This is a genomic window from Thermodesulfobium narugense DSM 14796, assembly GCF_000212395.1.
Lineage (GTDB): Bacteria > Thermodesulfobiota > Thermodesulfobiia > Thermodesulfobiales > Thermodesulfobiaceae > Thermodesulfobium > Thermodesulfobium narugense.
The window spans coordinates 1,435,944-1,448,790 of record NC_015499.1 but is presented as its reverse complement, the minus strand read 5'-3'; the positions used below and the strand labels follow the sequence as shown (position 1 = coordinate 1,448,790).

The window sequence follows — 12,847 nt, the reverse complement described above, 5'->3', positions numbered from 1 at the left end:
GTTTTTTTGGACGAGATCAAAAAGAAGTCAATTGTTTTCATAATTCTTGTAGGACTACTAAGTTTATTTGCAGATATGACTTATGAGGGGGCAAGATCAATCTCAGGACAATATCTTGAGATACTGGGTGCCAGTTCAGCAGTAGTAGGATTTATTGGCGGACTGGGAGAACTTCTAGGATATGCTATTAGATATTTTTCCGGAAGACTTGCTGATAAAACTCATAGATACTGGGTACTAGCTATTGTAGGTTATTTTATTAATCTTCTATCTGTACCATTAATAGCTTTTTTCCCTTTCTGGCAGTGGGCAATACTTCCAATGATGACGGAAAGGATCGGAAAAGGTATTAGAGTGCCTCCTAAAGATGCAATGCTATCCTTTGCTACAAAATCTGTTGGAAGAGGTTGGGGGTTTGGAATTCATGAATTTCTCGATCAAATAGGTGCTGTTAGCGGTCCTATTTTTGTAGCTTCAGTTTTATTTTTTTTGGGAGAGAATAATTTTAGATATGCGTTCTTTTTTCTCTTTTTACCAGCATCGTGTGCAATAGGAATATTATTCTTATCGAGGTTTTTATATCCTGTTCCGTCTAAGTTGGAGATAAATTTAATAGAGCTTGATTCAAAAGGATTGCCAAAACTTTTTTGGATATATTGTTTTTGTGTGTTAGGCTTTGCGGTTGGGTTTTTGGACTTTGTTTTGATAGCATTTCACCTTGAAAAGACTGAGATAATATCACAACCGATGATACCATTACTATATGCCTTTGCTATGGGAGTAGATGGAGTGAGTGCAATTTTATTTGGCAAACTTTTTGATAAAAATGGATTTATTGCACTTTTATTTGCAATTGTTATATCAGTTTTTGCAAATCCTCTAATATTTTTGTCAAGATCAATTTATCTCATAGTAGTTGGAATGATTTGTTGGGGGGTTGGTTTAGGAGCACTTGAATCTATTATTAGGGCTGCAGTGGCAAATATAGTTCCTGTTAACAAAAGAGGTAGTGCCTTTGGTATATTTAACACGTTACTAGGCGTATTTTGGTTTGTTGGAAGCTTTGCTTGTGGAATTTTATACGGTATATCTCCAGTATACTTAGTAATGTTCTCATTGATTGCACAACTTTTCTCAGTAGCAAGCTTTATATATTTTAGAAATAGTCTTAAGGTATAATTATTTTCAGTAAAAATTTAACTGTGGAGGTAAAGAATGTTATCGATAGGTTCAGAAGCTATAAGCTTTTCTTTAAAAGATCAAAATGACAGCGTTGTATCTCTTGAATCTTTAAAGGGTAAAAATGTTCTTTTATCTTTCCATCCTCTTGCATTTACTCCTGTGTGCGAAGAACAGATGAAGTCGCTTGAGAAAAACTTTGATACCTTTAGGTCTCTTAACACAGTTTGTTTGGGTATCAGCGTTGACTCAGTTTATTGCAAAAAGGCGTGGGCAGATATAATTGGCATAAAGAACATATCTTTGCTATGTGATTTCTGGCCACATGGTGGCTTAGCGCAGCAATATGGCGTTTTTTTAGGCGATTTTGGCTTTTCGGGCAGGGTGAATATACTTCTTGACGAATCTCATAAAGTAATATTTAAAAAAATATACCCTATAAAGGAAGTTCCTGACATTAATGAGATTATAGATTTCTTAAAATCAAGAAAATAAATTAGAAGTTAGATAATTTTAAATATCTTCATCTTTTGAGTGTAACCAAACATATATAAAAATGATAGAATATTATATATGATAATTTAAATTTATGAGGTGAAAAGTGCAAAAACGAGTTGAGAGTGGTTTAGTTGCTTGTTTTGTAAACGACGGTATTATATATCAAAAAAAGGATATGTTAAGGATTTTATCTGATCTGTTATTTGTTAAATACGAGCAGTATGACTCAAGCGGCCTAAAAAAAACTGGTGAAGGAAGAGTTTTTAGGGTTTATAATAACGCTACAAATTCAAGCATACTAATGAATGGTCGCATTTATTTAAATGTAAATAGCTTTGAATATTTACAGATACATACAGATCCAAACACAAATACGTCTTATTTCGAGTTATTCACTCCAGATTTTTCTATAAGAATTTATCCTTTGGATGCTGAAGATAAAGAAGTTCAATGGCAAATGGATACTATTTCGGACAAAGATTTTTTTGAGGGAGAACAAGAAGAAGATTAAATTTAGACCAAATAAAAAAGGGCGCTGATGAGCGCCCTTTTTTTGTAGACAGTAATTAATTAATAAATGCCATTTCTTTCACGAAGGATTTTTATTGCCTCATTTAATTGGGGATCTTTTTCAGGATTTTTGCCTATATCCTGCCAATCCTTTGGATCTGGAATAATTATATTAGGTTCTATTCCTACTTTATTAATATCATGTCCTAAAGGAGTTAAATATTTTTCAGTTGTTATTACAAGAGCGCTATTGTCATACAAAGGTATAACTGATTGAATCAATCCTTTACCAAAAGTTTTTTCACCTATTAGGGTATATCCGTAGTCTTTCATAGCACCAGATAAGATTTCTGCGGCGCTAGCTGATCCTTCATTTACAAGCACTACTACAGGAATATCTAACTTTGAATTCTTATAAGCAGAGTAAACCTTTGTTTGATTGCCGTTTCTGTCTACGGTTATTACTACTGGGTTGTCCCCAACAAAGTATCCTGCGATGTCCAGACATGTCTTTACAGTACCACCAGGATTGTTCCTAAGATCTAAAATCAACGCTTTCATTTTTTCTATTTCTGGTAAATAAGACTTGAATTCATCATATGTCTTATCATTAAACGTGCTAATTCTCAAATATCCTATCTGATATGTAATAGGTCTAAATGTAACGCTATTAATCTCTATAGTTTCTCTTGTAATGTCAAATTCTTTAAGCTCTCCTTTTCTTTCTATCCCTATTTTTACCTGAGTTCCTACCGGTCCGCGAATCAGCTTTACTACTTGATTTATGTCCATTCCATCAATTGGTTTACCATCTACTGAAACTATTCTATCATTTGCCTTTATTCCAGCTTTGTATGCGGGAGTTCCTTCAATAGGGGCTATGACTACTATACTTTTGTCCTTAACTCCCATTTCAATACCTATGCCGCTAAACGATCCTTCTAGTTGGTCTTTCATCTGAGCAAAGGATTCTGGATCGACGTATCTTGTATATGGGTCGCCTACTGCCTGTACCATACCTCTGATTGCGCCCTGAACAAGTTTCGTGGGATCTAAAGTAGAAGGTGCTACATAATAATTTTCCACAAGATTATAAACGTACTGCAACATTCCCCAATTGGTGCTACCTGAAGCCATATTGCTCTTTAGAGTAAAACCTGCCGAGAACGCTATTACTGAAACCAAAAGCAAAATAAAGCCATACTTAATCCTTTTGCCCATGACGTCTCCTTTCAAAATATTAAAAACATAATGAAAATTATATCACTTAACACTATTTTAACTTTAAAATTTTCAAAATTGTCTTACTTACATCCTCAATGCTTATAAGATCAATGCACTTCATATTATAAGGGCAAGAATAAAGGGAGCATGGTGCACAGTTAACGGTAGTTTTTAAAACTACCGAATTCTTTCCAAGTGGGCCGCAAAGGTTTGGATTTGTTGAACCATAAAGTCCTATTACAGGGATGTTTTGAAACGATGCAAGGTGTAAAGGACCAGAATCGTTGCCTACCGTAAGCGTAGAAAGTTTGAGTAGTGCAGCAGTTTCTTCAATTTTGAAATCATCAGGCATTGTAATTGCATTTTTTGTAAAATTTGAGATCTTTTCCAAAACCTTTTTATCTTGTTTAGATCCAATTAAAATTGATTTGTAACCAAAATTTTCGTACAGATAGTTTATAATCTGAATATAATTTTCTTGAGACCAATTCTTTAGGTCATATCCCGAAGAAGCTACTATTGCAACGAACTTATCGATATTTTTTTCTTTTAAGAAAATTTTTGGTTTTTTAAAATCAATTTCAAATAAATTTAATTCACAAATTAGATCTGGAACTATCCCTAAAGGTTCTAAAAGTCTTAAGTGATGCAAAGCATTGTGTTCTTTTCTTCTGAGTGAATCATCGGATTTGAAGGTCGAAAAAATTTGTTTCATTGAAAAGCTTTGAAATATTCTTACCCCAGAAAATTTGGTTAATGTCGTTATTAAAAAGTGTCTTTGGAGATCGAATATCAGATCGAATTTTTCTTTTCTGTAATTAAGGAAGAAATAAAGCAGATCTCCTGGAATCTTTTGGACTTTGTACTCTTCATAGTAAATTATGTCGTCAATATTTTTTGATCTTAAGACTAAAGGTTCTGTATATTCTCTAAGGTTCCCAATAAAGTATATTTCTGCTTCAGGAAAATTTCTTCTTAAGTTAGAAAAAAGAGGAAAAGAGAACAGAAGGTCACCAAGCCCAGGATTACCCACTATTACGCCTATTTTTTTAATATTTTTGATGTCAATATTTTTCAATCTTTTCTTTTATTATCCTTTCAACTTCTATTAAATCTTCTATTGTATCTACGCTCTTTGTGCTGAAAGGGATCAGATTCATGCGAATTGAAAAACCGTTTTCAAGGACTCTGAGTTGCTCTAGAGATTCTGCTTTTTCTAGGGGAGTAGGGGGTAAACTGGAAATCATTAGTAAAAAGTCTCTTTTATAAGCGTAAAAGCCTAGATGCTTATATCTAGTAATACCAATACCGTCTCTATCAAATGGAATAGAATACCTGGAAAAATATAAGGCATCCATATTTTTTTTACACACTACCTTTACTACTGCAGGATCAGATTCCTCCTCTGGTTTGATAGTGGTCATAAGCGAAGTCATATTTACCTCTTTATCCGAAAACGGTTCTATAAGAGCATTAACTATCACGTCGTTTACCATCGGTTCATCGCCCTGAATATTTACTATGATGTCATAATCTGTTAACATTTTCGCAACTTCAGCTACTCTGTCTGTGCCACTTCTACAAGATTTTGATGTCATAAGCGTTTTTGCACCAAAAGTAGTTGCTATATTTGCTATAGCTTCTGAGTCAGTAGCAATAACAAGATTTGATAGCAAATTACTTTTGGATGCTCCTTCATATACCCATTGAATCATTGGCTTGTTCAAAATTTTTCTTAATGGCTTCTCTGGTAATCTTGTGGATTTTAATCTGGAAGGAATTACACCTAAAATTTTATACATCTTTATTCCCTTCTGAAAAAATTTCTGCTTCGATTGATAGTGCATATAATAAAAAGTTCGGACTTTTTAAAAAGTTAAATTTTACTATATCCTTTTCTGTAGTCAAAAAAGCATCAACATTTAGAGTCTTTGATTTATTATACAGCCTTAATAAATCCTTTTCCGAATATCTTGTGTGATCTGGAAAGGACATTGAGCCAACTATATTTATTCCTAAGTTCTTGCATGTAAGAAAAAAACTATCGGGATTACCGATACCACAAAATGCGAAAATTCTTTTGCCATTTAAGACGTTTAAATTATATTCTCTATATAATGACATATCTACCAGTTTTTTAAAGACATACCTCATTAGTAATATTTTTGTATTAGGATTTATACCTCTTATCTCTTGCATTAATTTTAGTAAATCTTTATGGTCTATGAGATCAAACCTTGATATTACTACTACATTAGCTCTTGCTAAAGATTCTTTGGGTTCTCTTAGAAAACCTCTTGGAAACATATAGCCACAACCCCATGGGTTAATTGCATCGATAGTTACGATATCTAAATCTTTTTTTATGCTCCAATATTGATACGCATCGTCTAATATCACAATATCGCAGTTGTATTCATTTTGAAGAAATTCAATAGCTCTTTCTTTGACTCTATCTACAATTACTATTGTACCTGGCACCTTTTTTGAAACAAGGTATGCCTCGTCTCCTGCAACATAAGGAGTAGATAAGATATTTTTTCCATCTTGGACTAGTAATGTGCCTCTTGCTTCACCTGCATATCCTCTAAAAACAATTCCTACTCGTAAGCCTTTTTCTAAATTCTTCTTTGTAAGCCAGATAACCAAAGGTGTTTTTCCTGTGCCACCAAGAACTATATTTCCAACTCCAATAACTTTTAAATTAAATTTCTTTTTTGGAAGAGCTAAGATTTTTTCCCTTCTTCTTAAAACAAATAACTTGTATATATGGCTCAAAAAGGATAAAAATGACAAAAATATTTTATTTTTCTCGTTTTTAACACATTCTATCCAATAAAAAGAAAGTCTTTCATACAAAAACATTAAACTTATCCTTTAGTAAATTATAAGTTCTCTCAAGTGAATGTGAGGCATATTCAAACTTTTTTCTGGCTATCTTGCCTTCTTCAAGCCAGTTATTGTTTTGAAGCAAATATTTTACTAAATCATAGAATTGATCAAGACTTTCTACTACATAAGCCCCTTTATACGTGTTATTTGAAATTTCTTTATTTTCTTTTAGTAATGTATCTGCCATAAAAGATTGTCTCTGATAATATTTCCCAAAAAGTACTGGCCTGGAACATATTGCTGGTTCAAATAAGTTGTGTCCACCAATCTTTTGAAGCGTCCCACCAACAAACCCAATTTTACCAAGAGCGTATATATCAGAAAGCTCTCCCATTGTATCTATCAAAACTATTGATTTTTGGTTTTGGTTTCTCTTTATAAAATCCTTATCTTTAGACCACAATAAGAAGTTAATATCATTTCTTTTTAATTCAGCTATTATCTCGTTCAATCTTGAAAGGTGTCTGGGAGCTATTGCGAGTGATATATTTTTCTCAAACTTCAAATACAAGTTGATCAGAACTGATTCTTCGCCTTTGTGGGTGCTACCTGCTACTAGATCAAATATACTTTCTTCTGAACAAAAATCTTTGTAACTTTGATAGGCTTTAATATCTCCGACTGTAAATACTTTATTCTCATTTATTCCATATTTAATTAAATTATTATTATCTTCTTCGGTTTTTGTAAAAAATGCTGTAATTTTTGAAAATGTATTTTTAAATAAAAAGTTAAAGTTCTTATATCTGTTAAGAGCTTTTTTGCTAAATCTAGTGCTGACGTGAAATATTCTCCCATGTTTAGAAAAGATATCTATTAAATTAGGCCAATACTCAGCTTCAACAATGATAATATTTGGAACTTGAAGTATAGAGCACAGTCTTGAGATTAGCCAGCTGAAATCCAGAGGAGATATTCTTACATTTATGTAATGGTATTTTTCTCTAATTAGTTTTAGCGCTGCATAATTAGTTACAGTAAGAAATATTGGATAATTTTCGTATTCTTGTCTTATTTTGCTAATAAGATTCACAGCTCCCAGAACTTCTCCTACAGAAGCTGCATGAATCCACAAACCACTAAATGAGCTCTTTTTTTGCTGATTCTTAAACTCTTTTAGCACTGGTTCATCTTGAGAAAGAGTAAACCTGTATTTTATAGTTTTTCTATAACTTTCGTTAGAGATAGATTTTAAAATAACATATGTTGAAGCAATTAATAATAGCAAATCATATATTATTGATCGAAATTTCATAGGGAAGCGAACATATTTTCTTTTGTTTGAAGCTCGAATAACATCCTGTATTTTCCATTTTCTTTGTTCATTAGTTCACTGTGGGTACCTTCTTCGACTATTTTCCCATTTTCCAGATACAGTATTTTATCTGCAAATATTATTGTTGAGAGCCTGTGAGCTACTATTATGGTAGTTCTTCCTTTTAAAACTCTCTTAAGAGCTTCTTGAAACTGAGATTCAGAGGAGGCGTCAAGATTGGATGTTGCTTCATCTAACAAGAATATCTTTGGATTTTTTATTACAGCGCGCGCAATAGAAATTCTTTGCCTTTCACCACCCGAAAACCTTACTCCTCTTTCGCCAAGAATAGTGTCATAACCTTTTTCCATCTTATCAATAAAATCGTGTGCATTAGAAATTTTTGCAGCCCATATTATATCTTCAGTAGTAGCATCACTTTTTCCATATGAAATATTTTCAGAAATTGTAGTATTGAAAAGTATAACGTCTTGAGGTACAAGCCCCAAATGTCTTCTAAGAGATCTCATAGATAAATCTCTTACGTCATAACCGTCAATTTTAACGCTTCCACTTTGAGGGTCATAGAACCTCATAATAAGATCAATAATCGTAGTCTTACCAGCTCCTGAAGGTCCAACAATTGCAAAAACTTGACCGGGCATTATTTTAAAGCTTAATCCCTTCAAAATATATTCTTCGTCATCAGGATACTTGAACCATACGTTGTCAAATTCTATCATGCCCTTGATTTCTTTAATTTCGATTGCATCCTCTTTGTCTTTTATGCTAGGTTCTATATCAAGGACAGAAAATATTCTATGTGCGGCAGCCATTGCTTGTTGGATATTTCCAAGATTTGAACCCATTCTTCTCACAGGAGTGGTGATGATACCAATATAGCCAATAAATGCCATAAGATCTCCTATAGTCATATGGCCATTTATAACTCTATAACCGCCATACCAAAATACAGCTGCTATTCCCATTGCTCCTAATAGTTCCATTACTGGCGTATAAATAGAATTTAGTCTGCCAGCTTTTAAAACTGCTTTAACGGATTCTCTATTTATTTTCTTAAAGCGCTCGCTTTCTTTTTCATAGGTTGCAAAACCGTGCACAATTTTGATAGAGGAGAGAATCTCTTGCAAAACTGCAAAGACGTCAGCAGACCTCTCCTGAATTCTATAACTAACGCTCTTTAACCTCCTGCCAAATTTTTGAACTGCGAGGAATGCAAGAGGCAAAATAAAAATCGTTGCCATTGTTAATTTCCAATCAATATAAAATATAAAACAAACTACCCCTATTAAAGTAAGAGTATCAAGTACTAAGCTTACTAGCCCTGTAGAAAAAACTTGTTGCAGAATAAAAGTGTCGTTTGTCAATCTAGACATTAATTCACCTGTAGAATGCCTTTTAAAGAATTCTAGAGGCATTAGTTGCATATGAGAAAAAAATTGTTCTCTAATATCAGATATAACGTTGTTTGTAATATAAATCATAAGATAATTCTGACAAAAGCTTAGTATTCCTTTGATAACATATAAGCCTATCATGGAAAGGGCCAAAATATTTAAAATAAAGGCATCTTTCTTTATTAACGCAGAATCTATCAGAACCTTCAAAGTCCACGGAATAGCTACCATAATTGCTGAAACCAAACACATAAAAAATAGCGCCAAAATAAAATACTTTATGTATGGCTTCAAGTATTTTAAAAGTCTAAAATATATATCTTTCAACTCCTTTTTTTTCACAATGTCTGAATAAAATTATATATCACTTAATTAATCTTGGGCATAAAGTAAAAAATAGTTAATTCTTTAATTTTTAGTAATAAAAATCAAAAGAAAAAGTTATAGTATGCTTTAAAACTAATATGATTTAAAAACCCTTATTTTACTTTTTTAAAAATATTTTCTGTATTGATTTTAGGTAGTCTTCAAGAACGGCATTGTTTAAAGAACATAAGCCGTATTGACCCTTTCTGTTTATTTCAATTAAACCTGCATCGTTTAAAATCTTTAAGTGATGAGAGACTGCGGGTTGGGTGATATCGAGAGCTTTGATAACTTCAGTGCAAGAAATTTTAGGGTTTGAAGAGATCGATTGAAGAATCTTAAACCTTGAATCATTTGCTAAAGCATTAGAGATTTTAATAATCTGATCCAAATTCAATTTTTTTACCTCCGTTATTAAATTAATATAGATTTAAATATAATCATATCAAATTTTTCTTTAAAATGTATAAAAATATCTTATATAAAATTTTATGAAATTTTAATTAAAACTTAATCGAGTTTTAATGTATAATGTAAGTCAAATGTTTTCTTTTTATTTGTGGAGGGCAAAAATTTTATGGTAAAAATGGAAAATGTAAACAAGTATTTTGGTACTCATCACGTTCTTAAAGATATTAATCTTCATGTAAAGTTTAAAGAAAGACTAGTGATAATGGGACCTAGTGGTTCAGGAAAAAGTACTTTGATAAGATGTATTAACTTTTTAGAGAAACCCTCATCAGGAAGGATCTTTGTAAATGGAGTAGAAATAACTGCTAATAAAGTTCAATTAAATAAAGTAAGGCAAAAGATAGGCATGGTTTTTCAGCATTTTAACTTATATCCTCATAAGACAGCGCTTGAAAATGTAATGCTTGCACCTATTCTTGTTGAAAAAAGAGATAAAAATGAAGTTGAAAAAAGCGCGATTGCTCTTCTTGAGAAAGTTGGTTTAAAAGATGCATATAATAAATATCCGTCTCAACTTTCTGGTGGGCAACAGCAAAGAGTTGCGATTGCAAGAGCTTTGAATATGAAACCGGATCTTTTGCTGTTTGATGAACCCACATCAGCTCTTGATCCCGAAATGATTCAGGAAGTTCTTGATATTATGGTAGCCCTTGCAAAAGAGGGCATGACGATGATTGTGGTAACCCACGAAATGGGATTTGCAAAACAAGCTGCTGACAGAATTGTTTTTATGGACGATGGTCAGATTATGGAAACAGGTACTCCTGATCAGATTTTTAATAATCCTCAACACGAAAGAACTCAAGCTTTTCTTGAAAAACTTAATAAGATTCAGGTTTAAGATTTGTCTTCATTTGAAATTTTAATAAATTCAAAAAAGGAGGAATGAAAATGAAGAATTTGAAGTTCTTATTTTTAGGCTTTATTGTTCTTCTGGGCTTTGTAATTGCTGGATGTTCTCAACAAGCACAAAAGCCTCAGGAGAGCTCAGCGGTACCGCCAGACATTAAGGCCATAAAAGATCGCGGTGTTCTTAATGTGGGTGTAAAGTACGATGTTCCAAAGTTTGGATATAAAGATCCAAAAACAGGTAAAGTTGAAGGTTTTGAAATTGATATTGCTCACGAAATGGCGAAAAAGATCCTTGGCAATCCCGATAAAGTTAACCTGATTGCTGTTACACCTAAAACAAGAGGACCTCTTTTGGACAACGGTGAAGTTGATATGGTTATTGCAACCTTTACTATTACCCCTGAGAGAGAAAAAAGTTTCAACTTTTCAATACCATATTTTACTGATGGGGTAGCACTTTTGGTAAAGAAAGACTCTGGAATTAAGAGTTTTACGGATTTAAATGGCAAGACTGTTGGAGTTGCACAAAGTGCAACTACAAAGGGTGCAATAGAAGCTGAGGCTAAAGCAAAGGGTATAAAGGTTAATGTACTTGAATTTGCTAGCTATCCAGAAATAAAGGCAGCACTTGAATCTGGAAGAGTTCAAGCCTTTTCTACGGATGGCGCAATACTTTATGGCTATTTGGACGATTCTACTACCATACTTCCTGACAGGTTTGCTCCACAAAATTATGGCATAGCAATGAAAAAGGGAAATGACGGCCTGCTTAAATTGGTAAACTCAACTCTTGAAGAGATGCAAAAGGATGGCACACTTCAGAAGCTAAAGGAGAAGTGGGGACTTAAGTAGTGTTTGATACGGGACCCTTTGCATTATTTAAATGGGAGAAATTATTTTCTGATTGGAGGATCTTTGCAGAGGGTTTCGTTACTACGATATCAGTTTCATTTCTTGGCCTCTTATTAGCACTTGTATTAGGCTTAATTTTTGGAGTTCTTGCAACCAGTCAATTTAGAAGCGCTAAGATAATTAATCGAATATATGTTGAATTTATCCAAAATACTCCTTTAGTGATCCAGGTATTTTTTCTTTATAACGGGCTTCCACATTTGGATATAGTTCTACCTGTTTTTGCTGTTGGAGTAATTGGGGTAGGAGTTTATCACGGAGCGTATATCGCAGAGGTTGTAAGGGCAGGAATTCAGGCTATTCACAGAGGTCAATTGGAAGCTGCTTATTCTCAAGGTTTTACCTTCTGGCAAGCTATGAGATATATAATCTTACCTCAGGCAAAGATAATAATATTCCCTCCCTTAACGAATCAGGCTGTCAGTTTGATAAAAAACACTTCAGTAATGGCAATGGTAGCTGGGGGAGACCTGATGTATCATGCAGATTCATGGTCAAGCAATAATCTATACTATGGGCCAGCATATATAGTAGTAGGTCTGTTGTATTTAAGCCTTTGTTTACCACTTGCTAGGTTTGCAGACTATCTTGAAAGAAAGGCCAAGATGAACCCATGATAGAAGAACTTTTTGCTCCTAACATTTTAATTTTTTTACTAAAAGGATTGCAGGTGACTCTTACCATAGCAGTATTTACTATAATTTTTAGTACATTTTTTGGAATAATTCTTGGAGTAGCAAAATATTCAAAAAAGCCTATTGTTAGTCAAATTGCTGCAATTTATATAGATTCTATTAGAAACATTCCACTTTTGTTGTTTATACTTGCTTGCAGATTTATGATACCCATTCCACCAATACAAGCGGCCATCCTTGCTATGACTATTTTTACTACCGCAATGATAGCAGAAATTGTTAGAGGGGGACTTAACTCAATCGATAAGGGTCAGTGGGAGGCCGCTGCATCGCAAGGGTTTAGTTATACTCAAACGCTTATTTATATAGTCTTGCCACAAGCCATAAGAAAGGTTATACCTCCTCTTATATCACAATTTATTACAACTATAAAGGATACATCTTTTACGTGGGCTGTAGGCATTGAAGAGTTAACGGGTAGGGGGATGATAATTATGGGACAATATGCTGAGCCTGCTCAGGTTTTTGTGCTATTTGGAATGATAGCATTAACTTACTTTGTGATTAACTATACTCTTTCGGTTATAGCAAGAAATCAGCAAAAGAAGATGATTTATCAAAGTTATTAATTTTTT

At 33.2% G+C, this 12,847-nt stretch carries 14 protein-coding genes; 7 read left to right on the top strand and 7 right to left on the bottom strand.

Annotated features, from left to right (window positions below; translation table 11 throughout):
- Positions 1–6: 6 nt before the first annotated feature.
- The 3 genes from THENA_RS07180 to THENA_RS07170 all read left to right on the top strand — a co-directional run bounded on the left by THENA_RS07180 (position 7) and on the right by THENA_RS07170 (position 2,188).
- The gene (locus THENA_RS07180) at positions 7–1,179 is read left to right on the top strand and encodes an MFS transporter (RefSeq protein ID WP_013756737.1); all 1,173 of its coding nucleotides are present in this window, start codon (positions 7–9) and stop codon (positions 1,177–1,179) included.
- A 36-nt stretch (positions 1,180–1,215) separates the two neighbouring features.
- Positions 1,216–1,674: a redoxin domain-containing protein gene (locus THENA_RS07175; RefSeq protein ID WP_013756736.1), complete on the top strand. Its 459-nt coding sequence runs from the start codon at positions 1,216–1,218 to the stop codon at positions 1,672–1,674.
- Between the two features lie 106 nt (positions 1,675–1,780).
- Positions 1,781–2,188 carry a hypothetical protein gene (locus THENA_RS07170; protein WP_013756735.1) on the top strand — a complete coding sequence of 136 codons (408 nt, stop codon included), beginning with the start codon at positions 1,781–1,783 and terminating at the stop codon, positions 2,186–2,188.
- A 59-nt stretch (positions 2,189–2,247) separates the two neighbouring features.
- On the opposite strand, the gene THENA_RS07165 is transcribed toward THENA_RS07170, so the two are convergent.
- The 7 genes from THENA_RS07165 to THENA_RS07135 all read right to left on the bottom strand — a co-directional run bounded on the left by THENA_RS07165 (position 2,248) and on the right by THENA_RS07135 (position 9,733).
- A complete protein-coding gene (locus tag THENA_RS07165; protein WP_013756734.1) occupies positions 2,248–3,408 on the bottom strand; it encodes a S41 family peptidase in 1,161 nt (386 codons plus the stop codon).
- Positions 3,409–3,460: 52 nt separating this feature from the next.
- On the bottom strand, positions 3,461–4,489 hold the full coding sequence (locus THENA_RS07160) for a glycosyltransferase family 9 protein (RefSeq protein ID WP_013756733.1): 1,029 nt from the start codon (positions 4,487–4,489) through the stop codon (positions 3,461–3,463).
- Positions 4,476–5,213, bottom strand: a complete 738-nt coding sequence (kdsB, locus tag THENA_RS07155) for a 3-deoxy-manno-octulosonate cytidylyltransferase (RefSeq protein WP_013756732.1) — start codon at positions 5,211–5,213, stop codon at positions 4,476–4,478. The genes THENA_RS07160 and kdsB overlap by 14 nt, the downstream gene beginning before the upstream one ends.
- Positions 5,206–6,276 carry a tetraacyldisaccharide 4'-kinase gene (lpxK, locus tag THENA_RS07150; protein ID WP_013756731.1) on the bottom strand — a complete coding sequence of 357 codons (1,071 nt, stop codon included), beginning with the start codon at positions 6,274–6,276 and terminating at the stop codon, positions 5,206–5,208. The genes kdsB and lpxK overlap by 8 nt, the downstream gene beginning before the upstream one ends.
- Positions 6,263–7,531: a 3-deoxy-D-manno-octulosonic acid transferase gene (locus THENA_RS07145; RefSeq protein ID WP_169309426.1), complete on the bottom strand. Its 1,269-nt coding sequence runs from the start codon at positions 7,529–7,531 to the stop codon at positions 6,263–6,265. Before THENA_RS07145 ends, lpxK begins: the two co-directional genes overlap by 14 nt.
- Positions 7,532–7,554: 23 nt before the next feature.
- On the bottom strand, positions 7,555–9,303 hold the full coding sequence (locus THENA_RS07140; protein ID WP_154645340.1) for an ABC transporter ATP-binding protein: 1,749 nt from the start codon (positions 9,301–9,303) through the stop codon (positions 7,555–7,557).
- Positions 9,304–9,460: 157 nt separating this feature from the next.
- Positions 9,461–9,733 (bottom strand): ArsR/SmtB family transcription factor, encoded by a 273-nt coding sequence (locus THENA_RS07135; protein ID WP_169309425.1) that lies wholly within the window; start codon positions 9,731–9,733, stop codon positions 9,461–9,463.
- 186 nt (positions 9,734–9,919) lie between these two features.
- On the opposite strand from THENA_RS07135, the gene THENA_RS07130 reads away from it, so the two are divergent.
- Genes THENA_RS07130 through THENA_RS07115 form a run of 4 tightly spaced genes read left to right on the top strand, consistent with a single transcriptional unit; the run spans position 9,920 to position 12,841 of the window.
- Positions 9,920–10,654, top strand: coding sequence for an amino acid ABC transporter ATP-binding protein (locus tag THENA_RS07130; protein WP_013756727.1), 735 nt, complete (start codon positions 9,920–9,922; stop codon positions 10,652–10,654).
- 50 nt (positions 10,655–10,704) lie between these two features.
- The gene (locus tag THENA_RS07125; protein ID WP_013756726.1) at positions 10,705–11,517 is read left to right on the top strand and encodes a transporter substrate-binding domain-containing protein; all 813 of its coding nucleotides are present in this window, start codon (positions 10,705–10,707) and stop codon (positions 11,515–11,517) included.
- On the top strand, positions 11,517–12,194 hold the full coding sequence (locus THENA_RS07120; RefSeq protein WP_013756725.1) for an amino acid ABC transporter permease: 678 nt from the start codon (positions 11,517–11,519) through the stop codon (positions 12,192–12,194). The genes THENA_RS07125 and THENA_RS07120 overlap by 1 nt, the downstream gene beginning before the upstream one ends.
- Entirely contained in the window at positions 12,191–12,841 is a 651-nt protein-coding gene (locus THENA_RS07115) for an amino acid ABC transporter permease (RefSeq protein ID WP_013756724.1), read from the top strand. The genes THENA_RS07120 and THENA_RS07115 overlap by 4 nt, the downstream gene beginning before the upstream one ends.
- Positions 12,842–12,847 lie beyond the last annotated feature (6 nt).